Origin of the sequence: Micromonospora sp. WMMD723 (assembly GCF_049863385.1) — a bacterium.
In the GTDB taxonomy this organism is placed as follows: domain Bacteria; phylum Actinomycetota; class Actinomycetes; order Mycobacteriales; family Micromonosporaceae; genus Micromonospora; species Micromonospora wenchangensis.
This window is the reverse complement of record NZ_JBMKNR010000001.1, coordinates 3,111,330-3,135,124: the sequence shown is the minus strand read 5'-3', so window position 1 is coordinate 3,135,124 and position 23,795 is coordinate 3,111,330. Positions and strand designations below refer to the sequence as shown.

The following is a 23,795-nucleotide window of genomic DNA, read 5'->3' as shown; positions in this document are numbered from 1 at the left end:
ACACGGGACCTGTCACTCCCGGCGACCGGGCACCACGCCGCCGGGCACCGCGTCCCGGTCGGCTGCCGGTCCGCCGGCCGGTGCCGGGTCCCGGTCGGGTGCCGGGTCGGCGTCGGTGGCGACGGGTTCCGGGGCCGGCTTCGGGTGGGTCAGCAGGCGCAGCCCGGCCAGCAGGATCACCAGCGACAGGACGGCGAGCAGGAGCCGGTGGTCGACGACGACGATGAGGGCGGCGGCGACACCGATGGCCGCGGTCTGCGGGATCGTCACCAGCATCCCCGCCGTGGTGAAGGCCCGCCCCAGCAGCCGCGACGGGGTGTGCCGCTGCAACAGGGTGTTCCAGCCGATCGAGAACCAGGTGACCGCGAGCCCGATGCCCACCGCCCCGCCCAGCACCACCGCTGTCGCGCCGACGGCCAGGGCGGCGCAGCCCACCCCGAGGCCGATCAGGGCGCCGCCGATGGCCCTCGCCTCGCCGACGCGGCGCAGCAGCCACGCGCCGGTGAAGCCGGCGACGATGGAACCGATCCCCTGGACGCTGACGATCACCCCGAAGAACGCCGCCGGCCGGTGCAGCCCGTCCTCGACCACCACGAAGATGATCGGCTCCAGGAAGCCCACCGCCCCGAACGCGACGGCGCTGACCACGGTTACCTGGGACAACAGCGGAACCGACCGGATGTGACGCAGGCCGGCGAGCAGTTCGGTGCCGAACCGTTCCCCGCTGCGTTCCGGTGGCGACTCGACGACCCGCACCGTGGCCAAGGCGATGATGGCGGCGAGGAAGGTCAACGCGTCGATCAGCGCCAGCAGGTGACCGCCGAACGCGGCGTAGATGCCGGAACCGACGAGCGGCGCGAGAATCCGGGTGAACCCGAACAGGGTGCCGAACGCCGCGTTGGCCGAGCCCAGGTCACTGTCGGGCAGCAGGTCCTTGAGCAGGGCGTTGCGCCCCGCCATGAGCACCGTGGCGACGCAGCCGTGCACGATGGCGACGCCGTAGATGATCCAGGTGTGTTCGGCGGTCCGTACCAGCAGCAGCGCCAGCACCGCCAGCCCGGCGACCGCGTTGGTCGCCATCAGCAGCGGCTTGCGGCATACCCGGTCGATCTGCCGTCCGGCCAGCGGGGCGAACAGCACCGGCAGGCCCATCGCCAGGAACACGGCACCGGCGGCCGAGTTGCTCCCGGTGAGGTCCTTGACCCAGATGCCGAGGGCCAGCAGCAGCGCGGTGTCCCCGAAGCCCGACAGGGCGTCGCCGACGTACAGCCGACGGAACCGGGCGTCCCTGAACGCGGTCACTCAACTCAGCGCCTCTCGGTGGTTGGTGGAACGGCCGACGGGTTCCAGCCGTACCTGCAGGTGGCGGTAGCCGTGGACCAGGTTGGAGCGCAGCGGCACCGGCTCGCCGACCACGGACACCGAGTCGACGAACTCGGCCAGCGCGAGCAGCAGCGCCCGCAGTTCCAGCCGGGCCAGCGCCGCCCCCAGGCAGTGGTGCGGGCCGTAGCCGAACCCGAGGTGGTTGGCCGGTCGGCCGGGACGGAACTCGTCGGCCGCCGCGAAGTGCCGGGGGTCGCGGTTGGCCGCCGGCAGCCAGGCCACCACCGCCTCGCCGCTGGCCACCCGCTGACCGGGCAGCTCGACGTCCTCGGTGGCGACCCGCAGCACGTGCATCGCGGGTGAGGTCCACCTGATGACCTCCTCGACGAGCGGCCCGACGAGGTCCGGGTCGGTGCGCAGCCGGTCCAGGGTGCCGGCGGCGGTGGCCAGCGCGTGGAAGCAGCCGGCGATCGCGTGCCGGGTCGTCTCGTTGCCGCCGACCAGGACGTTGTCGCAGTTGAGCAGGACCTCACGCAGGTCGAACCGGGGGTCACCGGCCAGCGCGCTGATCAGGTCGTCACCCGGGCTGCGCCGCCGCTCGGCCACCAGGTCGGCAAGGTAGAGGATCATCTCCGAGTGCGCCGCGTCCGGGGGCATCCGGTCGAAGGAACTGTCCGCGCCGCCGAAGGCGTGGCTGGTCAGCTCGATCAGCATGTCCCGGTCGGTCGCCGGCACGCCGAGCAGGCGGCAGACGACGCTCGCCGGGATCACCGGCCCGAGGGAGGCGGCGACGTCGAGGCCGCCCGCCGACACGGCGTCCGCGACGAGCTGGCGGACCTCCTGCCGGACGGTGTCCTCCAGCGACTCGGCCATCGCCCTGGACAGGAACGGCATGATGACGCTGCGCAGCCGGGTGTGCCGGGGGCCGTCGGCGACCACCAGCATCCCGCCGCCCGCCTTGTCGGGGTGGTCGCGGTCGAAGCCGATCATCATGCCGTACTCGGAGGTGAACGCGGCCTTCGGCGCCAGCACCGCGCGGCACCCGGCCAGCGAGAAGACCGACCAGAAGCCGCCCGGTGAGGTGCCGGCGTCGCTCCACAGCACGGCGTCGTCGGCGGCGTACCGACGCCACCTGGCGAACCGGCCGGGGTCGAGGTACAGGTCAGGGTCGCCCAGGTCCATCGCCGTTCCCCCTCTGCTCGGTCCGCACCAGGTCGGCGATCTCCCGGGCCAGGTCGGCGAAGGACGGCCGGCGGAACACGGTGACGATCCGCAGGTCGACACCGAACCGTCGGTGCACCGCGCCGACCAGGTGCAGGGCCTTGATCGAGGTGCCGCCGAGCGCGAAGAACTGGCTGTCCGCGCCGAATTCCGTCACCCCCAGCAGGTCCCGCCAGATGTCGGCGAGCCCGGTGGCGACCTGGTCGCCCGACGGGGAGGCGGCGTCGGGGACGGGCGGGTCAGCGGGGACAGGCGGGTCGGCGGGGACGGGCGGGTCGGCCGGGACGGGCGGGTCGGCGGGGACGGGCGGGTCCGGGTCCGGGTCGCGGCCGAGCGCCGCCAGCAGCGCCGCCCGGTCCACCTTGCCGTTGGGGGTCACCGGCAGGGCGGGCAGCCGGTGGCACCGCGCCGGCACCATGTAGGCGGGCAGGTTGGCCCGCAGGAACTCCCGCACCTCGGACGGCTCGGCCGGGCCCGTCGACACGGCGACCAGTTCGACCGGTTCCGCGTCGGTGACCGCCACCACCGCGTGGTCACCCACCTGCGGGCAGTCGCCGAGGACCCGTTCCACCTCGCCCAGCTCCACCCGGAAGCCACTGATCTTGACCTGGTCGTCGCGGCGGCCCAGGAACACCACGTCCCCGTCGGGCCGCAGCCGCACCAGGTCGCCGGTGCGGTAGAGCCGCTGGCCGGGCACGTCGGCGAACGGGTCCGCGACGAACGCCGCGCAGGTGCGCCCGGGATCACCCACGTAACCGTCGGCCAGCCCCTGCCCACCGACGTACAGCTCACCGGTGCCGCCCGGGGCGACCGGGGTCAGCCGGTCGTCGAGCACCCGCAGGTAGCCGCCGTCGATCGGGCCGCCGATCGGGATGACGCCCCCGTCCAGGTCGGCGGGGACGACCTCGTGCGCGGCCGAGAAGGTGGTGTTCTCCGTCGGCCCGTACGCGTTGACCAGGTGCTGCGGCGCACCGGCGGCCAGCATCCGGCGGATCTGCGCCAGCGCGTACTGGTCGCCGCCGATCAGCAGCACCCGGAGCCGGGCGAAGGCGTCGGGCACGTGCGTGACGATCGCGTTGAGCAGGGCGTTCGTGGTGAACATGACGCTCACCCCCGTCCCGGCGAGGAACCGCCCCAGCCGGTACGGCGACAGGGTGACCTCGCGGGGCACCACCACCAGCGTCGCGCCCGCGCACAGCGCGCCCCAGATCTCCAGGGTGGCCGCATCGAAGGCGGTGTTCGACAGGTGCGCGACGACGTCGTCCGGCCCCAGCCGCAGGAAGTTGGAGTGCGGAACCAGCCGCAGGATCGCCTCGTGCGGCACCACCACCCCCTTCGGCGCCCCGGTGGACCCGGAGGTGTACATGACGTACGCCGGGTGCCGGACCGTCACCGCGACGTGCGACGACCCGACCGGTCCGCTGACCCCGACGGCCCCGCCCGGTGCCCCGGGAGTCCCGGGCAGCTCGATCGTCGGCACCCCGGGCGGCACGTGCTCCTCGCGGCCCCGCTCGCACAGCGCCAGCCGCACCCCGCTGTCCCGCCCGATCGCCCGGCTGCGGGCCGGTGGCTGGGCCACGTCGACGGGCACGTACGCCGCCCCGGCGCGCAGCACGGCCAGGAACGCGGTCACCGCGTCCGCGCCCCGTGCGGCGGCGACGGCCACCCGGTCCCCCGGTCGTACGCCCGCCGCGACGAGCCGTCCCGCGAGCCCGGCGGCGGCGGTGTCCAGCGCGCCGTAGCTGAGCTCCCGGTCGCCGTGCCGCACCGCGACCGCCTCCGGGCGGGCCCGCGCCCGCAGCGCCACCACCTCGTGCACCGGCAGCTCGGCGGGCTGACGGACGTACCCGTGGGTGACGGCCGCCGACGGTCCCGACACCACCGGGGTGTCCGGGGCGGCGCTGAGCCGGGCGAGGTCGGCCAGCAGGGTGGCGTGCAGTTCCCGCGCCCGCTCCGGGGTGAACAGGTCGGCGGCGACCTCCAGGGCGGACGTCGCCGACGTCGTCCCGGTGGTGACGGTCCACAGCAGCTCGAACTTGGCGGTGCCGGTGGACAGCACCTCCCGTACGGCCGGTGCGCCGGCCGGCGCCCAACGCCAGTCGCGGTCGTCGACGTGCGAGATGCCGACCTGGGTCAGCGGGTTCCCGTCCGACCCGGCGGCGTCGGTCAGCTCCGCCACCAGCTCCTGCAACGGCGTCCACTGGTACGCAACCGCCGCACTGACCCGTCCCCGGACCTGGGTGACGAGGTCCCGGAAGGTGGTGTCGGCGTCGATCCGGACCCGGACCGGCAGGACGTTGACGAACATGCCGACGGTGTCCTCGTCGTCCACCGTCCGCCCGCCGAACGGCGCGCCGACCACCACGTCGGACGCGTGGGTCGTGCCCCCGGGCGCGGCGACCCGGCTGAGGAACGCCGTGTAGGCGGCGAGCAGCACCATGAACTCCGACGCCGCGCAGTCCCGCGCCAGCCCGGTCAGCCGGGTGACGAGCGCCGGGTCGAGCGGCGCGGTCACCACCGCACCCGCCGGGCCCACCACCTCGGGTCGGGGCCGGTCCGCCGGCAGCGCCAGCCGACCGCCCAGCCCGCCGAGCTGATCCCGCCAGTGGGCCAGTGACTCCGCCGCGTCGGGCCGGTTGGCCAGCCCCCGGCGGCGTACCGGTGGCAGCTCCCGGGCGAGGCCGACCCGGGCGCCGTACGCCTGCTGGAGCTGGCTGTCGAGCAGGTCCAGCGAGTGCTGGTCGGCGATCAGGTGGTGCAGGGTGAACAGCAGCACCGCGCGGTCGCCGGGCTCGGTGACCAGGCAGGCGCGGGCCAGCGGCGGCACGTCGGTGGGAACCGGGCGGCGGGCCTGCGCGTCGAGGTGCCGCCGGGACTCGGCGGCGGCCCGTTCCGGTTCCTCCCCGGACAGGTCGACGACCGTCCACGGCAGCGTGGCGGCCGTCCGGACCAGTTTCCGCCCGTCCGCCGGGAAGCAGGTCCGCAACGCGTCGTGCCGGTCCACCAGTTCCTGCAGCGCGGCACGCAGCGCCTCGGCGTCGACCGCACCGGCGAACTCGTACCGCACCGGGACGCAGTACAGCGGCGAGTCCGGGTGCAGCCGGTCCAGGAACAGCAGCCGCTCCTCGGTCGGCGAGATCGGCACCCGGTGGGCCGGCGGCGCGAGCCGGGCCAGGTGCGCCACCAGGTCGACCGGCCGTCGGTAGCGGAACAGCAGGTCCATCTCGACCGGTACGCCGATCCGCCGGCGCAGTTCGAGCGCCACCTCCACGGCCTGCAGGGACTGCCCGCCGAGGTCGAAGAAGTCGGCGTCCGGGGCGATCTCCGCCCGCCGGAGCACCTGACCGAAGGCGGCCCGGACGATCTCCTCGTACGGCGGGGTGTCGACCGCCGCCGGCTCGTGGTCGACGCTCACGCGGGCCCCCCGGCGGTGCGGCGGACCAGGTGGTCGTCGAGGACGAGGGCGTCCAGGGTGGACCGGGCGAAGGTGGCGACCGCCTCGGCCGGGGTCCGGACGATGGGCTGACCCCGCAGGTTGAACGACGTGTTGACCAGCACCGGCAGCCCGGTCCGCCGGCCCATCTCGCGCAGCAGCCCCCAGAACAGCGGCGCGTCCTCGCGGTGCACCACCTGCACCCGGGCCGACCCGTCGACGTGCGTGACGGCCGGCAACCGGTCCCGGTAGGGCTCCCGGACGCCGGTGACCATCAGCATGTGCCGGAACGCCGCCTCCGTTCCCGGCGGGATGTCGAAGTACCTGGCGGCGTCCTCCACGGGCACCGCCGGGGCGAACGGGCGGAACTCCTCACGCTGCTTGACCACCGTGTTGAGGTGTTCGCGCATGGTGGGTGAGCGCGGGTCGGCGAGGATGCTGCGGTTGCCCAGGGCACGCGGGCCGAACTCCATCCGGCCCTGGCACACCGCCACGGTGGCCCCGCCCTCGATCAACGTGACCGTCTCGCGGACCAGGTCCGCCTCGGCGTACCGGTGGATCGCGAAACCCGGACCGAGGTCCCGCAGCGCCGCCGCGACGTCGTCGGCGGTGCACCCGTCCCCCCAGTACGGCATCCGCATCCCGGTCGGCGTCGCCGGCCGCGCCTCGCGCAGCGCGGCCAGGGCCGCCCCGAGCGCGGTGCCGTCGTCCCCGGAGGCCGGCTGGACGAACACCTCGTCGAAGAGCCCGCTGCGCAGGATCACCCCGTTCGCCGAGCAGTTCAGCGCGACCCCGCCGGCCAGGCAGAGCCGGCGCAGCCCGGTGCGGCGGCGGTACTCGGTCAGCACGTGCAGCAGGGTGCGTTCCAGCGCGTCCTGCAGGGCGGCGGCCACGTCCATGTGGTGCTGCCCCAGTTCCGCGTCGGGCTCGCGGGCCGGGCCGAGCTTCTCCTCCAGCCGGCGCAGCACCCCCTGGTGCGTCTCGCGTTCCAGCGGGGACTTGTTGGCCGACAGCAGCGGTACGGCGTACCCGCCGTCGGGGTCGAGCCGGACGAACTCGTCGAGGGTGGCCCGGTAGCGCTGCCGGTCGCCGTACGGGGCCAGGCCCATCACCTTGTACTCGTCCATCCCGGGCTGGAAGCCGAGATAGTGGGTGAAGACGCTGTAGAGGATGCCCAGCGAACTCATGATCGGATAGCTGCCCTGCGGGTCGAGCACCGCGCCCCGCCCCGCGAACACCGTCAGCGACTCCTGCTCGCCCATGCCGTCGGCCACCACCACCAGCGCCTCGTCGAACCCGCTGAGGTAGTAGCTGCTGGCGGCGTGGGCCACGTGGTGCCCGACGTGCACGAACCGGGGTTCGCCGACGGTCGGCGGGTAGTGGGCGGCGAAGACCTCCCGCTGCACGCGCTGCGCGTACACCTCCTCGTACCAGCGGGTGGAGAGGTGGTCGAGCTGCCAGACCGGGGACGGCTCGTAGCGGAAGCCGTGCGCGACGACCGCGACGTCGCGCATCGTCGCCCCGGCCGCCCGCAGGCAGGCGTCGATCGCGTCCCGGGGAAAGCGGCCGGTGCCCTTGTCGCCGTCGTAGCGTTCCTGGGCGGCGGCGGCGATCACCCCGGTCTCGTCGACCAGCGCCGCCGCGGAGTCCAGGCCCTGGACGATCCGTTGTTCCCGCCGCCACCCGTCGCCGAGTATCGCGCGCTTGAGCGCCGTGCCGCGGTCGAGGCCGCTGAATCCCAGCGTCAGCATTGTCGTCAACCTTCGTTCGCAGGGGTGGGGGTCGGCCGACGGACGGCCGCTGGTCGGTGGGAGGGCGGCCGGGTCAGTCGGCGGCCGGCACCGGTTCGGGCAGGCGCGCGGCCAGCCGGGCGGGGGTGGGGTGCGCCATCAGCTCCACGACCTCCAGGTCGACGCCGAGCGCCGCCTCGACGCCGTGCACCAGCCGCATCGCGGTCAACGAGTCCCCGCCCAAGTCGAAGAAGTCGTCGTCGACCCCCGCCGGCACCCCCAGCACCTCGCTGAACAGCTCGCACAGCCGGGCCGGCAGCCCGTCGAGCGGCGCGGCGGCGACCGGGTCGGCCGTGGGCACCGGCGGCGCGGGCAGGGCCGCCCGGTCGAGCTTGCCGGTCGGCCCGAGCGGCAACGCGTCGAGCGCGACGAACGCCGCCGGCACCTGGTGCGCCGGCAGGTTCGCGGCCAGCTCGTCGCGCAACCGGACCGGATCGAACGGGGTGGTCGGGGTCGGCACCACGTACCCGACGATCCGGCGGATGCCCGGCACGTCCTCGCGGACCGCCGTCGCCGCCGCCAGCACCCCGGCGCAGCGGGCCAGCGCCGCGTCGATCTCACCCAGTTCGACGCGGAAGCCCCGCACCTTGACCTGCTGGTCGTCGCGCCCGTGGAAGACCACCTGGCCGGCCGGGTCCCAGGCCGCCCGGTCCCCGGTGCGGTACATCCGCTCCCCCGGCCCGCCGAACGGGTCGGCCAGGAACCGCTCGGCGGTCAGCCCGGGGCGGTCCAGGTAGCCCCGGGCCAGACCGACACCGGTCAGGTAGAGGTCGCCCACCACCCCCGGGGGCACCTGGCGCAGGAAGCCGTCCAGCACGTGCACCCGGGTGTTCCAGATGGGCCGCCCGATCGGCACGTACGCCGCCCGCCCGCCCGCCGGCACCGGCCAGTGGGTGACGTCCACGGACGCCTCGGTGGGCCCGTACAGGTTGTGCAGGTCCGCGCCGCAGGTGGCGTGGAACCGGTGGGCGAGTTCCGGGTCCAGTGCCTCGCCGCTGCAGATCACCAGGCGCAGGCCGACACAGTGCGCGGCGACCGGCTCGGTCAGGAAGGCGGCCAGCACCGACGGTACGAAGTGGGCGGTGGTGACCCGCTGCCTGTCGATCAGCCGGGCCAGCCGGGTCGGGTCCCGCTGGTCGTCCGCGTCGGCGACGACGACCGCCGCGCCGGTGGACAGCGGCCAGAACATCTCCCACACCGACACGTCGAAGCTGAGGCTCGTCTTGTGCAGGACCCGGTCGGCGGCGGTCAGCCGGTACCGGTCCTGCATCCAGGCCAGCCGGTTGACGATGCCGGCGTGCGGCACGACGACGCCCTTGGGCCGGCCGGTCGAGCCGGAGGTGTAGATGACGTAGGCGGGATGGCCGACGCGCAGCGGCGTGGACCGGTCCCGGTCGGTGGGGGCGGTCGCCGGCTGCCGGGCGAGCAGTTCCCCCACGGCCGGGGCGTCGACGTCGAGGCAGCGGTCGGCGGGGCAGCCCGCGGCGACCAGCTGCCCGACGGTCCCCCCGGTCGTCAGCACGCAGTCGGCCCCGCTGTCGCTGACCATCAGGGCCCGCCGCGCCGCCGGGTAATCCGGGTCCACCGGCAGGTACGCGGCACCCGTCTTGACCGTGGCGAGGATCGCCACCAGGCTGGCCGTGGAGCGGGGCAGCGCGACGGCCACCACCCGTTCCGGGCCGACGCCGCGGCCGATCAGCAGGTGGGCCAGCCGGTTGGCGGCGGCGTCCAGGTCGGCGTAGCTCAGCTCCCCGTCGCCGTCGTGGACGGCGACCGCGTCCGGGGTGCGTCGTACCTGCGCCTCGAACCGGCCGACCAGGGTGTCCGGGTCGGTCCGGGCCGGCGGGACGGTCGTGTCGTTGGCCTCGGCGAGCAGCCGCCGGTCCGCCCCGGTGAGCGGGGACAGCCGGGCCACCGGGACGCCCGGGTCGGCGACGACCGCCGCCAGCAGCGCCCGCAACCGTTCCAGCACCGCGTCGGCGGTCGCCGGGGAGACCAGGTCCGGCTGGTGGCTGAGGCGGATCCGCATCCGGGCCCCGGGGAGCACCACCACGGCGAGCGGGTAGTGGGTGGCGTCGCGGCCCTGCACGTCGGTGATCCGGGCCTCGCCCAGGGCCGGGGTGCCGTCCAGCGCGACCGGGTAGTTCTCGAAGACGTACAGGGTGTCGAAGAGGGTGCCGGGGGTGCCGGCGAGCCGCTGCACCGCGCCCAGCCCCAGGTACTGGTGCGGCACCAGCGCGGACTGCTCACCGTGCAGCCGGGTCAGCAGGTCGCCGAACGCCTCCCCGGGGCCGGTCCGTACCCGTACCGGCAGCGTGTTGAGGAACAGCCCCACCATCGTCGCGACGCCGGGCAGCTCCGGCGGGCGGCCCGCCACCGGCATCCCGAACACCACGTCGGTGCGCCCGGTCAGGTAACCGAGCAGCACCCCCCAGGCGGCCTGGAGCACGGTGTTCACCGTGACGCCCCGCTCCCGGGCCAGGGCGGTCAGTGCCGCCGTCAGCCCCTCGTCCAGCTCGACGTCGAGGTCGCGGGGCAGCGCCGTCGGGTGGGCGGCACCCGGCCCGGCCAGCAGGGTCGGTTCGGCCAGCCCGGCCAGCGCCGTGCGCCACGCCGCCTCGGCGGCCGGCCGGTCCTGCCGGGCCACCCAGTCCAGATAGCTGCGGAACGGCACCGGCGGCGGCGGGGCGGCGGCCCCCCGGTGGTGCTCGTAGAGCGCGATCAGGTCGCGGACGACGAGCGACAGCGACCAGCCGTCGAGCAGGATGTGGTGGTGGGTGAAGTCGAGGCGGTACCGCTCGGCACCCAGGCGGACCAGGCTGAACCGCAGCAGCGGCGGCCGGGCCGGGTCGAAGCGTCGACGCCGTTCGGTGACGGCGATGCGGGCGGCCTCGGCCTGCGCCTGCGGAGCGGGCAGCGCCGACAGGTCGACCTCCTGCCAGGGCAGCTCGACGCCGTCGCCGATCACCTGCACCGGGGGGCCGGTGAGCCGCTGCCGGAACGCCGCACCCAGGTGCGGGTGCCGGGTCAGCAGGTCCCGGGCGGCCCGGTGCAGGGCCGCCGGGTCCAGCCGGCCGGTCAGCTCCAGGGTCAGCTGGGCGGTGTAGACGTCCGCGCCGGTCCCGGCGTACGTGGCGTGGTAGAGGATGCCCTCCTGCAACGGGGCCAGCGGCAGCAGGTCGGTCAGCCGGGGATGCTCGGCCGAGATCGTGTCCAGCTCCCCCTGACCGATCGTGACCAGCGGAAAGTCGGAGGGGATCCGGCCCACCGCCGGGGTCGCGGTGCTGTCCGCCAGCACCTGCAGCGCGCGCAGCCACCCGTCGGCCAGCTCGCGGACCCGGGCCTCGGGCACGGCGTCACCGGCCCAGGTCCAGGTGGCCCGCAGCTGCGGACCGTCGGCGAGGTCCACGGTGACGGCGTTCAGCGACACCGCGTGCGGCAGCGGCATGTCCGCGTCGACGTCACCGCCGAGGGCGTCCTGCGGTACGGGGGTCCAGTCCGCCTCGGACGTGCCGCCACCGAGCCGGCCCAGGTAGTTGAAGCCGAGCTGCGGGCGGCCCAGTCCGGCGAGTTCGGGGCCGGTGGCCAGGTTCAGGTAGCGCAGCAACCCGTACCCGATGCCGTGGTCGGGCACCGCGCGGAGCTGCTCCTTGACCCGCCGCACGACGGTGCCGACGGCGGGCCCGGCGGCCCACACCTGCGCCCAGTCCACCGCCCCCGGGTCCAGCCGCACCGGGTACAGGCTGGTGAACCAGCCGACGGTACGGGCGACGTCGACGTGGTCGGCCAGCGGTTCGCGGCCGTGGCTCTCGACGTCGACCAGCAGCCCGCCCGGCCGGCCCGACGCGACCGCGACGGTCAGCGCGGCCAGCAGCACCTCGTCCACCCCGGCGTGCAGCGCGTCCGGCACCCGGCGCAGCAGCGCCGCCGACAGCTCCACCGGGACGGTCTGCGCCAGCGAACGGGCGGTCCAGGCGGTGTCCCGGGCCGGGTCCAGGGCACGGGTGCCGACCGGCGGCGGGGGCTCGGCGAGCATCCCGCGCCACAGGTCCAGTTCGGCGCTGCGCGCCGGTCGGGTCGCCTCCTCGCCCAGCAGCGTCGACCACCGCCGGTACGAGGTGGTGACCGGGGCCAGCTCGGGCCGTCCACCGGCGGACACGGCCGCCCACGCGGCGGCCAGGTCGGGCAGCAGGATCCGCCAGGACGTCGCGTCGACGGCGAGGTGGTGGGCGGCCAGCAGCAGCCGGCCCCGGTGCCCGGGGCCGGCGTCGAACCAGACGGCCTGGAGCATCATCCGCGCACCCGGCGCGAGCCGGGCCTGGGCCGCCGCCGCGTGGTCGGCGACGATCCGGCGGCGGTCCGGCTCCGGCGTGTCCGGATCGACGGGCACCCGGGTCAGCACCGACGCGGCCGGTACGCTGCCTGCCGGCGTCACGTCCAGCCGCCACGGGCCGTCGGGGCAGGACGGCCGGTCCAGCCGCATCCGCAGCGTGTCGTGCCGGTCGAGCACCGCCTGCAGGGCGGCCCGGAGATCCGGTTCGGTGAGGTCGGCGGGGACCGGGACCACCATGGACTGGTAGTAGCCGTCGACCGGTCCGCCGGCCGCCCGCAGCCACTCCATGATCGGCGTCGGCTCGAACTCGCCCACCCCGTCGTCGGCGCGGCTGACGGCGGCGTCCCGGCCGTGGTCGGCGGCCAGGTCGGCGACGGCGGCGAGCCGGGCGACGGTCGGGTGCGCGACGACGTCCCGGGGCCGGATGGCCAGCCCCTCGCTCTGCGCCCGGCTGACCAGCTGGATCGACGAGATGCTGTCGCCGCCGAGGCCGAAGAAGCTGTCCGTGACGCCGACCGTCGGCACCCCCAGCACCTCGGCGAACAGGTCGCACAGCAGCTTCTCGGTGGCGGTGCCCGGCTGGTCGGCGACGGTCGTCGGCTCCTGGTCGGGTGCGGGCAGGGCCGCCCGGTCGACCTTGCCGTTGCGGTTCAGCGGCAGGGCCGCCAGAGGCACCAGGACGTTCGGCACCATGTACTCGGGCAGCTGGCCGGCGACGAAGGCGCGGACGGTGGCCGGGTCGGGGGCGGGGCCGTCCGGCGGGCCCACCAGGTAGCCGACGAGCTGCCGGCCCCCCGCGCCCACCTCCCGGACGACCACCGCCGCCTGGGCGACCGTGTCGTGCCGGGTCAGCACCGCCTCCACCTCGCCCGGTTCGATCCGGTGCCCGCGCACCTTCACCTGGTCGTCCACCCGGCCGACGAACTCCAGCTCGCCGTCGGGACGCCAGCGCACCAGGTCACCGGTGCGGTACATCCGCTCCCCCGGCCCCGCGTACGGGTCGGCCAGGAACCGGGTCGCGGTCAGCCCCGGCCGACGCAGGTAGCCCCGGGCCAGGGCCCGGCCGGAGACGTACAGTTCACCGGCCACCCCGGCGGGGACCAGCCGCAGGGCGTCGTCGAGGACGTACACCTGGCAGTTGCGGACCGGGCGGCCGATGGGCACGGCGGCCCCGGACCCGGCCCGGTCGGCGCGCAGGTCGGCGCTCATGGTGGCGCAGACCGTCGTCTCCGTCGGGCCGTACGCGTTGACCATGCGACGGCCCTCCGCCCAGCGGGTCACCAGTTCGGCCGGGCACGCCTCGCCGGCCAGCACCAGGGAACGCAGGGTGGGCAGGGGCTGCGCGGCCAGCGGGGTGAGCACCGCCGGGGGCAGCGTCGCGTGGGTGATCCCGTGGGCCCGGACGAAGTCGGCGAGCAGGTCGCCGACGAGCAGCCGTTCGGTAGGCACGACGAGGGCCGCACCCGAGGTCAACGCCATGCACAGTTCCCAGAAGGAGGCGTCGAAGCTGGGTGAGGCGAACTGGAGGACGCGGGCCCGACCGTCCACGCCGAGCCGGTCGGCCTGGGTGGCGGCGAGGCTGCTGACGCCCTGGTGGGTGACGACGACGCCCTTCGGCCGTCCGGTGGACCCGGAGGTGAAGATCACGTACGCCGGGTGGGTCGGCAGCAGCGGGGTGCGGCGGTCCCGGTCGGTGGGGTCGCGGTCCGGGTGGCCGGACAGCTCGGCGAGCAGCGCGGGGTCGTCGAGGTCGATCCGGGGCAGGTCGGCGGCCTCGGCGGCGGCGCGGGCCGTCGGCGCGGCGTCCGCCCCGGCGAACACCACGCCGGCCGGCGCGGCGTCGGCGAGCATCTGCGCGACGCGCGGACCCGGGTAGTCCGGGTCGACCGGCAGGTACCCGGCGCCCGCCTTGGTCACCGCGAGGATCGCGGTGACCAGGTCCACCCCGCGCGGCAGCACCAGCGCGACGAGCTGCTCCGGGCCGATCCCCCGGGCGATCAGGGCGTGGGCGAGCCGGTTCGCCCGCGCGTTCAACCCCCCGTACGTCAGCCGGTCCGCCCCGCAGCGCACGGCGACCGCGTCGGGCGTGCGGGCCGCCCACGCCTCGACCAGGGCCGGCAGGGTCGCCACCGGCACCGGGTCGGGGTTGCGGCCCTGGGTCGACAGCCGGAGCCGCTCGGGCACGTCGAGCAGGTCGAGCCGACCGGTACGCATCCCGAGCAGGGTGGGCAGGTCGGTCAGCAGCCGGGTGAACCGGCGCAGCAGCCCCCGGGCGAACCCCACCGGGAACAGGTCGGGCCGGTACGACAGCCGCATCCGCAGCCGGGTGCCGGCCGCCGCGTTCAGGCTCAGCGGGTAGTGGGCGGCGTCGGCGGCGCCCGCCTCCACCCGCAGCGGCCCGCAGCGCAGCTCACCGGACTCGGGGAAGTTCTCGAACGCGACGCAGGTGTCGAACAGCTCGCCGGTCCCGGCCACCTTCTGGATGTCGGCCAGGCCCAGGTGGTGGTGCTCGATGAGCTGCGCCTGCTCGTGCTGGAGGCGGGTCAGCAGCGCCGACAGGGGTTCGTCGCGGCGCAGCCGGACCCGTACCGGCACCACGTTCATCAGCAGCCCGACCATGTTCTCGGACCCGGGCAGCTCGGGTGGCCGGCCGGAGACCGCCGCGCCGAACGTCACGTCGTCGCGCCCGGTGAGCTGACCGATCAGCAGCGCCCACGCGCCCTGCACGAGGGTGTTGACGGTGAGGTCGTGCCGCCTGGCGAACGCCACCAGGTCCGCCGTGGCCGCCGGGTCGAGTTCGGCAGGCAGGTCGCCGGGCCAGACCGGGACGCGGGTCGGGTCGGCCGGGGCGACGAGGGTGGGCCCGGACAGGTCCGCCAGCGCCGTCCGCCAGGCCGCCTCCGCGCCCGGCCGGTCCCGCCCGGCCAGCCAGCCCAGGAAGTCCCGGTACGACGGGGCCGGTGGCAGCACGTCGCCCTGCGCGTAGAGGGAGCACAGGTCCCGGATGAGCAGGGCGGTGGACCAGCCGTCGAGCAGGATGTGGTGGTAGGTGACGACCAGCCGGTGCCGGTGGCCGTCGACCCGGATCAGCCGGAACCCGATCAGCGGGGCCCGCCGCAGGTCGAACCGCCGTCCCTGGTCGGCCTCGGTGTGCCGGGCGAGGGCGACGTCCGGGTCCTCCTCCGGTGCGACGGTGACCTCCGTCCAGGACAGCTCCGGCCGGCGGACGACCACCTGCACGGGTGGGCCGGAGCGGCGTTCCCGGAAACTCGCCCGCAGGTTGGGGTAGCGGCGCAGCAGCGCCTCCGCCGCCGCCCGCAACGCGGCGACGTCCAGCGGACCGTGCAGGTCCAGGATCAGCTGCGCGGTCTGCACCTCCGGCCCGCTGCTCTGGTGCCAGGAATGGAACATCATCCCGGCCTGCAGGGGTGCCAGCGGCAGAATGTCCTCGATGCTCGACGTGGTCATGACACCGCTCCCTGTTCCGCCGCCAGTTCCTGCTCAAGGTCGTCGATCTCGTCCTGACTCAGCGTGACCAGCGTCAGGTCCGACGGTGTGGGACCGCCGGCGGTCGGTGCCGTCGCGCCGGCCACCACCGCCGCCAGGGCGGCGTGCCAGTCGTCCGCGAGGTCGGCCACGTCGGCCTCGGCCAGCAGTTCCGCCGGCCACGACCAGGTGGTCCGCAGGTGTGGGCCGGTCGGGCCGTCGACGGTGACGGCGGCGACCTCCAGCACGTGCGGCACGGGGTGCCGGGGATCGGCCCCGCCCCGCAGCACCGCGCCCTCCTCGGCCGGCCCCCAGTCGTCAGGTGCGGCGGCGGGGAACCGGCCCAGGTAGTTGAAGGCCACCTGGGGGGCCGGCATCCCGGCCAGCACCGGGCCGGTCCGCGGGTCGAGATAGCGCAGCACGCCGTACCCGCCGGCGGGTGGCAGGGCGCGGAGCTGCTCCTTGATCCGTTTCACCGCGGCGCTGACCGCCTGACCACCGGAGCGGACCTGCGCGGCGTCCACCGGACCGGGGTCGAGCCGGACGGGGTGGATACGGGTGAACCAGCCGACGGTGCGGGACAGGTCGGCGTCCGGCACCAGGCCGTCGCGGCCGTGCCCCTCCAGGTTGACCAGCACCCCGTCGGTGCCGCCCCGGCCCCGCCGGGCCAGCCACGGCGGCAGCGCCAGGGCCAGCGCGGTCAGCAGGATCTCGTCCACCCCGGTGCGGTACGCGGCCGGGGCGGTGGTGAGCACGGCCGCGGTGCAGTCCGTCGAGGCGCTGCGGGACAGGCTGCGCAGCCGGGCGAAGACGTCGACCCGGGGGTCGAGGGGGCGCTCGCCGAGCGGCGTCGCCGGCCGGTCCAGCAGCCGCGTCCAGCCGGCCAGTTCGTCCTCACGGACCGGTCCGTCGGTGAGCGCCGCGACCTGCCGCGCCCAGCCGCGCAGGGACGTGCCCACCGGCTCCAACGTCGGCGGTCTCCCGTCGCCGAGCGCGGCGCAGGCGGCCCGGAGGTCGCCGAGCAGGATGCGCCACGACACCCCGTCGACGGCGAAGTGGTGGACGACCAGCAGCAGCCGGTTGCCGGTCTGCGGGCCGGCCGGGAACCAGACGGCCTGCACGAGCACCCCGTCGGCGGGACGCAACCGGTCCCGGGCGGCCTGTGCCTGGTCGGCGAGGGCCGTCGCGCGCCCGGCCGGGGTGGCGTCGGTCAGGTCGACGGTGTGCAGGCAGTCCTCGGCGCGTACCGCCCCGGCGGGCGGGATCTCCAGCTCCCACGGCCCGTCCCCGGTGCGGGCCCGCATCCGCAGCGCGGGATGGTGGTCGAGCAGCGCCTGCAACGCCTCCCGCACCTGGTTGACGGTCGTCGCGGCGGGCACCCGGACCAGCATCGACTGGCTGAACGCGTCAAGTGGGCCGCCCAGCTCCTCCCGGGCCCAGGCCAGGATCGGCGTCACCGGCACCGCGCCGGTCGCGTCGTCCGGGCGTTCGACGGTCCGGTCGTCCACGGTGGTCGCCACGGCGGCCAGGGCGCGCACGGTGCGCTGCTGGTAGACGTCCTTCGGTTTGAGGTGCAGGCCGGCGCGGCGGGCCCGGCTGACCAGCTGGATGGACATGATGCTGTCGCCGCCGAGGCCGAAGAAGCTGCCGTCGATGCCCACCTCGGGCACCCCGAGCAGTTCGGCGAAGAGGTCACAGAGGAGGCGTTCGGCCGGGGTCCGGGCGGCCGGGCCGGTGACCGCGCCGTCGAGGTCGGGTTCGGGCAGCGCCGCCCGGTCGACCTTCCCGGTGGGCGTCAGCGGCAGCGCGTCGAGCACCATGAGCCGGGCCGGCAGCAGGTACTCGGGAAGCTGGTGCCGCAGCCACTCGCGTACCTCGGTGGCGGTGAGGGTGGCGGTGCCGGCCGGCGTGACGTAGCCGACCAGGGTGACCCGTCCGGGCCCGTCGGTACGGGCGGTCACCACGGCCGCGCCGACCGCCGGGTGCCGGGCGAGGGTGCCCTCGATCTCGCCGGGCTCGACCCGGAAGCCCCGGATGTTGACCATGTTGTCGACCCGGCCGGCGTACTCCAGGTCGCCGTCGGGGCGCAGCCGCACCCGGTCACCGGTGCGGTACAGCCGCCCACCGGGCCGGCTGCCGTACGGGTCGGCGACGAACCGCTCGGCGGTCAGCGCCGGCCGGCCGGCGTACCCCCGGGCCAGCCGCGCCCCGCCGACGTACAGTTCGCCGACCGCGCCGATCGGGACGGGGACCAGCATCGGGTCGAGGACGTGGGCGGTCAGCCCGGCCACCTCGCGGCCGATCCGGCTCAGACCGTCCCCGACGTCGTCCGGCCCGAGGGTACGGGCGGTGACGTGCACGGTGGTCTCGGTGATCCCGTACATGTTGACCAGCCGGGGCCGGTCCCAGCCGTGCCGCGCGGCCCAGCGGCGCACCGACGCGTGTTCCAACGCCTCGCCGCCGAAGACCACCCAGCGCAGCGCGTGCGGCTGGTCCGACCGGGAGTCGACCTCCTCGAACTGGGCGAAGGACGAGGGGGTCTGGTTGAGCACGGTCACCCCGGCCCCGGTCACCAGCCGGTGGAAATCCTCCGGGTTGCGGGAGACCCAGTAGGGCACCACGACCAGCCGGCCGCCGGTGCTCAACGCACCCCAGATCTCCCAGACGGAGAAGTCGAACGACATGCTGTGGAACATCGACCAGACGTCGTCGGGGCCGGCGTGCAGGAAGTCCCGCCCCCAGTGCAGCAGCCGGGTGACCGCGGAGTGCGGGACGGTGACGCCCTTGGGTCGGCCGGTCGAGCCCGACGTGTAGATCACGTACGCCGCACTGTCCCCCGTCACCACCGACGACGCCGGCACCTCCACCGGCACGGCCTGCTCCCCCACCGCCGAACCCTCGGCATCCACCTCCACCACCCGCCACGGACCCGACGGCAACCGCCCCGCCACACCCGAACCCCCCAACACCACCGACACACCCGAATCCACCAACATCAACGACAACCGCTCCACCGGATAATCAACATCCAACGGCACATACGCCGCACCAACCTTCAACACCCCCAAACACCACACCACCGCATCCACCGACCGCCCCACACACACCCCCACCAACCCACCACCACCCACACCCAACCCCCGCAACAACCCCGCCACCCGATCCGACAACACCCCCAACTCCCCATACGTCAACACCACCTCCCCACACACCACCGCCACCGCACCCGGCGACACACCCACCCACCGCCCCACCAACTCATGCACCAACTCACCGGCACCCGCAGCCGCCGGGTCGGTCCACGCCGCAGGGTCCACCGGGGACGGGCTCGTGGCCGCCAGGTCCGCCGCCGACGCCTCCGGCGCGGCGCTCGGGTCCGGCGTGGTCGTCGCATCCGGCGCGGTCGTCGGGGCCGGCGCGGTCGTCAGGGCGGGCGCGGTCGTCAGGGCCGGTGCGACCGTCAGCGGTTCGCGCAGGTAGTGGCGGTCCGGAGCGGTCACCATGTCCCAGAGGGCGGCCACGAACCAGTCGCGCAGCAGCCGCACCTGCTCGGCCCGGACCGCGTCGGTGTGGAAGTCCATCGCCAGCAGCACCCGGTCGGAGACCGGGTCCCGGACGACCCCGATGTTGAGCGGGAAGTTCGTCGGCTCGGCGCGTACGGTGGAGAAGCTGCCGATCTTGCCGTCGAGGATCTCGGTGCCCCGGTCGGACAGCATCTCGGCCATCACGTGGAAGTGGTTGTAGACGAAGTTGACGTTGACCGGCTGGTCCATGCCGAGCCGGCGTTGCATCTCGGCCATCGGGAAGCGGCGGTGCGGCAGCATGTCCCGTTCGGCCGCGAACACCTCGGCGATCAGGTCGGTCCACCGGCCGTCCGGCAGCACCAGCCGGAACGGCAGCGTGTTGAGGAACAGCCCGCGGACGTCGTCGCCGCCGCGCTCCTCGGGGCGGCCGTTGGCGGTCACCCCGACCAGGACGTCCGTCGCGCCGGTGGCGTAGCCGACGGTACGCAGGCAGGCGGCCACGAAGAGGGTCTTCAGCGACGCGCCGCACCGGGTGGCCAGCTCCCGCAGCGCCGTGCAGAGTTCCGGGCTGAGCACCGTCTCGACCGAGCCGTACCGTTGGCGGGCGTCGGTGGCGTACCACCACTCGCCCGTGAAGCGGGTCTCGGCGGGCAGCTCCGGCACCGGCCCGTCGGGCCAGCGCAGCAGCCGGGTGTCCGGCGGGTCGGCCAGCCGCTCGCGCCAGAACTGCTCGGTCTCCGCCGACGTCAGCGCGGCGCGTTCCAGCTCGACGAAGTCGCGGTACTGCGCGCTCAACGGCGGGTCGGTCGGCTCCACGCCGGCACGTAGGCCCTGGTAGACCCGCATGATCTCGCTGAGGGTGGAGTGCAGGCTCCAGCCGTCGAACACGGCGTGGTGCTCGGTCAGCGTCCACTGGAACACCTCGTCCGAGCGGCGGTGCACGTGCATCCGCAGCAACGGTGGGCGGTCGTGGTCGAACGGGGTGACCCGCTGGTGTTCCAGGTAGGACCTGACGATCTCGTCCTGCGCCGCCTCGTCCAGGTCACGCAGGTCGTCGACGCCGACCGGCAGGACCGCCTCGGCGTGCACCAGTTGCAGTGGCTCGCTGTGGTCGGTCAACGACAGCGCCGTGCGCAGGATCGGATGCCGGCGTACCACGTGGGCGACCGCCCGGGTGAAGGCGTCCGCCTCGAACGGTGCCCGCACCTTCATGCTGTCGACGTTGTGGTACGGCAGCCGCTCCAGGTCGCGGGTCATCTCGTAGACCATGCCCACCTGTAACGCGGTCATCGGGTACGCGTCGACGAGACCGTCCGGCAGGTGCGCCCGGTCGGCGGCGGCGACCAGCTCGAACGGGCGACGTACCGGGGCGTCGGGCAGGTCGACGACCGTGCAGACGGTGGCGAGTTCGGCGACCGTCGGCCGGTGGAACAGCTCCTGCAACGCGAAGGAGATGCCGCTGGCGCGGGCCGCGCCGAGCACCCGGATGCTGCGGATCGAGTCCCCGCCCAGGTGGAAGAAGTTGTCGTGCCGGCCCACCTGGACCGGGCCGAGCGCCTCGACCCAGATCTCGGCGAGCCGCCGCTCCACCGGTCCCTGCGGCGCCACGTAGTCACCGCTGCCGGCGGGGCGTGCCTCGTCCGGGTCGGGCAGCCGCCGGTGGTCGGTCTTGCCGCTCGGCGTCAGCGGGATCGCCGCCAACTCCACGAACCGCCCCGGCACCATGTAGTCAGGCAGCCGGTCCGCCAGCCACCGCCGCAGGTCGGCGACCGGCACCGCCGACCCGGCCTCCCCCGACACGTACGCGATGAGCTGCGGTGCCCCGGCGTCGTCGGGGCGGATGGTGACCGCCACGGCGGTGACGCCGGGGAACTGGTGGGCGGTCGCCTCGATCTCGGTCAGCTCCACCCGGAAGCCGCGGATCTTGACCTGGCTGTCGGCGCGGCCCGCGTACTCCAGGGTCCCGTCCGGACGCCACCGGGCCAGGTCGCCGCTGCGGTAGAGGCGGGCACCCGGCTCGGCTCCCACCGGGTCCGCCACGAAACGTCCCGCGGTCAGGCCGGGTTGGCCGAGGTAGCCCCGGGCCACCCCCGGACCGCCGACGTACATCTCCCCGGTGACGCCGACCGGGCAGGGGCGCAGGTACCGGTCCAGGACGTGGATCGCCATGTCGGCCAGGGGGCGGCCGATCTGGGTGAGGGCCCGGTCCAGGTCGTCCGGCACGATCTCGCGGAAGGTGTCGTGCACGGTGGTCTCGGTGATCCCGTACATGTTGACCAGCCGGGGGCGGCCCGCGGCGTGCCGCTGTGTCCACCGGCGTACCGAGCCGCGTTCCAGCGCCTCACCGGCGAAGATGACGTAGCGCAGCCGCAGCGGGTCGCGCAGGCGGGCGTCGACGGCCTCGAACTGGACGAACGCCGACGGCGTCTGGCTGAACACGGTCACCTGCGCGTCCCGGACCAGCGCGTACAGGTCGTCGGGGCTGCGGGAGACCCAGTAGGGCACCACGACCAGCCGGCCGCCGGTGCTCAACGCGCCCCAGATCTCCCAGACGCTGACGTCGAACGACATGCTGTGGAACATCGACCAGACGTCGTCCGGGCCGAACCGGAAGTCCCGGGCCGCCGAGGCGAACAGCCGGGCGGCGTTGCGGTGGGTCACCGTGACGCCCTTGGGTCGGCCGGTCGAGCCCGACGTGTAGATCACGTACGCCGCACTGTCCCCCGTCACCACGGGGTCCGGCACCTCCCCGGCCACCGGCGATCCGGCCGCCTGCGCGGCGTCCGGCTCCGGGCCGTCCGGATCGATCTCCACCACCCGCCACGGGCCCGACGGCAACCGCCCCGCCACACCCGAACCCCCCAACACCACCGACACACCCGAATCCACCAACATCAACGACAACCGCTCCACCGGATAATCAACATCCAACGGCACATACGCCGCACCAACCTTCAACACCCCCAAACACCACACCACCGCATCCACCGACCGCCCCACACACACCCCCACCAACCCACCACCACCCACACCCAACCCCCGCAACAACCCCGCCACCCGATCCGACAACACCCCCAACTCCCCATACGTCAACACCACCTCCCCACACACCACCGCCACCGCACCCGGCGACACACCCACCCACCGCCCCACCAACTCATGCACCAACTCACCGTCGGGAAGGTCCACCGGGGACGGTGTGGTCCAGGACCGCACCAGCGCCCGCTCGGTGTCGTCCACCGCCGCGAGCTGCCCGATCGCCAGGTCGGGCCGGTCGAGGGCGCTGCCCAGCAGACTCGACCAGTGCCGGAAGAAGTACTCGACCGTGGCGCGCAGGAACAGGTCCGTGCAGTACTCGATCTCGACGTCGTACCGGCCGGCGACGTCGTAGACGGTGAACGTGAGGTCCAGCTTCGCGGTGTCCGTCGACACGAACTCGCGGCTCAGGAACGACCCGCCGACCGCACCCGGCCCGTTCTCGTGGAACGCGAACAGCACCTGCACGAGCGGGCCGTGGCTCGGCACCCGCTGCGGCACCAGCTGGTTGACCAGGTGGTCGAACGGCACGTCCAGGTGTTCCAGGGCGGCCAGCACCGACTCCTGGGTACGCGCCACGACGGTTCCGAACGTCGGTTCGCCGCTCAGGTCGGTACGGGACACCATCGTGCCGGCGAACAATCCGACCACGTCCAGGAACCGGCTGTCCCCCCGGCCGGCGACCGGCGAACCGACGACCACGTCGGTCTGGCCGGTCTGCCGGTGCAGGAAGACCGTGAAGGCCGCCAGCAGCACCACGTACGGCGTCACCCCGTGCCGGCCGGCCAGGTCCCGCACCCGGTCGCGGAGCTGCGGCGGCACCGTGAACCGCAGGGTCTCGCCGCGGTAGCTGAAGTCCCGGGGCCGGTTCCGGTCGCGCCCGAGTTCGAGCAGCTCCGGCGCGCCCCGCAACTGCGCCACGCGGCTGTCGAGTTCCCGCTGCGCCTGCGGCCCGGCCAACCACCGTTGCTGCCGGAGGCAGTGCTCGACGTAGGCCGGCACGGCCGACCCGGCGGCGTCCCCCGACCCACCGGTGGCACCGGCCCCGACGGCGTCGCCCGAGCCGACGGCGTCGCTCTGTCCGGCGGCGTCGCTCTGTCCGGCAGCGTCGGCGGGGCCGGCGGGGCCGGCAGCGTCGGCGGGGCCGGCAGCGTCGGCGGCGGCGCACAGGCCGGCGGCGAGTTCGCGTTCGACGATCTCCAGGGAGAGGCCGTCGACGGCGATGTGGTGGAAGGTCAGGTGGAGCAGCCGCACCTGGCCGTCGACCGTGAAGACGGCCGCCCGGACCAGGGGCCCAACGCGCAGGTCGAACGGGGCGCGGGACACCTCCCGGACCACCTCGGCGCTGCGCGCGTCGCGCTCGGCGGCGGGGTGGTCGGTGAGGTCGTGGACCGTCAGGGGAACCTCGCGGGTGGACACCAGCCGCTGCACGGGCTCACCGTCGACCTCGTCGAAGGCCAGGAACAACGCGTCGTGCCGGGCCAGCAGGCGGCCGACGGTGGCGACGACCGCCGGCAGCGGCACGTCGACCCGCAACCGCCACGAGACCGGGACGTGGTACACGGCACTCGCCGGCGTCAGCCGGTCGAGGAACCACAGCCGCTGCTGCTCGCTGCTCAACGGCCAGCGCCGATTGTCCTCAGCCATAC

The 23,795-nt window shown here is 74.6% G+C and carries 6 protein-coding genes; all 6 read right to left on the bottom strand.

Translation table 11 applies throughout. The features are described 5' to 3' along the window. Nucleotides 1-12: 12 nt before the first annotated feature. A complete protein-coding gene (locus tag ACN261_RS14200; protein WP_425850480.1) occupies nucleotides 13-1,302 on the bottom strand; it encodes an MFS transporter in 1,290 nt (429 codons plus the stop codon). Then, nucleotides 1,303-2,505, bottom strand: coding sequence for a cytochrome P450 (locus ACN261_RS14195; RefSeq protein ID WP_421485754.1), 1,203 nt, complete (start codon nucleotides 2,503-2,505; stop codon nucleotides 1,303-1,305). It abuts the gene before it with no gap. After that, the gene (locus ACN261_RS14190) at nucleotides 2,486-5,959 is read right to left on the bottom strand and encodes an amino acid adenylation domain-containing protein (RefSeq protein ID WP_425850477.1); all 3,474 of its coding nucleotides are present in this window, start codon (nucleotides 5,957-5,959) and stop codon (nucleotides 2,486-2,488) included. The genes ACN261_RS14195 and ACN261_RS14190 overlap by 20 nt, the downstream gene beginning before the upstream one ends. Beyond that, nucleotides 5,956-7,728, bottom strand: coding sequence for a carbamoyltransferase family protein (locus ACN261_RS14185; RefSeq protein WP_425850475.1), 1,773 nt, complete (start codon nucleotides 7,726-7,728; stop codon nucleotides 5,956-5,958). The genes ACN261_RS14190 and ACN261_RS14185 overlap by 4 nt, the downstream gene beginning before the upstream one ends. Before the next feature lie 73 nt (nucleotides 7,729-7,801). Next, complete coding sequence (locus ACN261_RS14180; RefSeq protein ID WP_425850473.1) at nucleotides 7,802-15,568, bottom strand: amino acid adenylation domain-containing protein; 7,767 nt, start codon at nucleotides 15,566-15,568, stop codon at nucleotides 7,802-7,804. Next, nucleotides 15,565-23,793 (bottom strand): amino acid adenylation domain-containing protein, encoded by an 8,229-nt coding sequence (locus ACN261_RS14175; RefSeq protein WP_425850471.1) that lies wholly within the window; start codon nucleotides 23,791-23,793, stop codon nucleotides 15,565-15,567. Before ACN261_RS14175 ends, ACN261_RS14180 begins: the two co-directional genes overlap by 4 nt. Nucleotides 23,794-23,795: the final 2 nt, after the last annotated feature.

What these genes read in the sequence shown, in the direction of transcription:
- ACN261_RS14185 (WP_425850475.1), bottom strand. Translation starts at nt 7,728, where the DNA reads ATGCTGACGCTGGGATTCAGCGGCCTCGACCGCGGCACGGCGCTCAAG.
- ACN261_RS14195 (WP_421485754.1), bottom strand. Translation starts at nt 2,505, where the DNA reads ATGGACCTGGGCGACCCTGACCTGTACCTCGACCCCGGCCGGTTCGCC.
- ACN261_RS14180 (WP_425850473.1), bottom strand. Translation starts at nt 15,568, where the DNA reads ATGACCACGTCGAGCATCGAGGACATTCTGCCGCTGGCACCCCTGCAG.
- ACN261_RS14175 (WP_425850471.1), bottom strand. Translation starts at nt 23,793, where the DNA reads ATGGCTGAGGACAATCGGCGCTGGCCGTTGAGCAGCGAGCAGCAGCGG.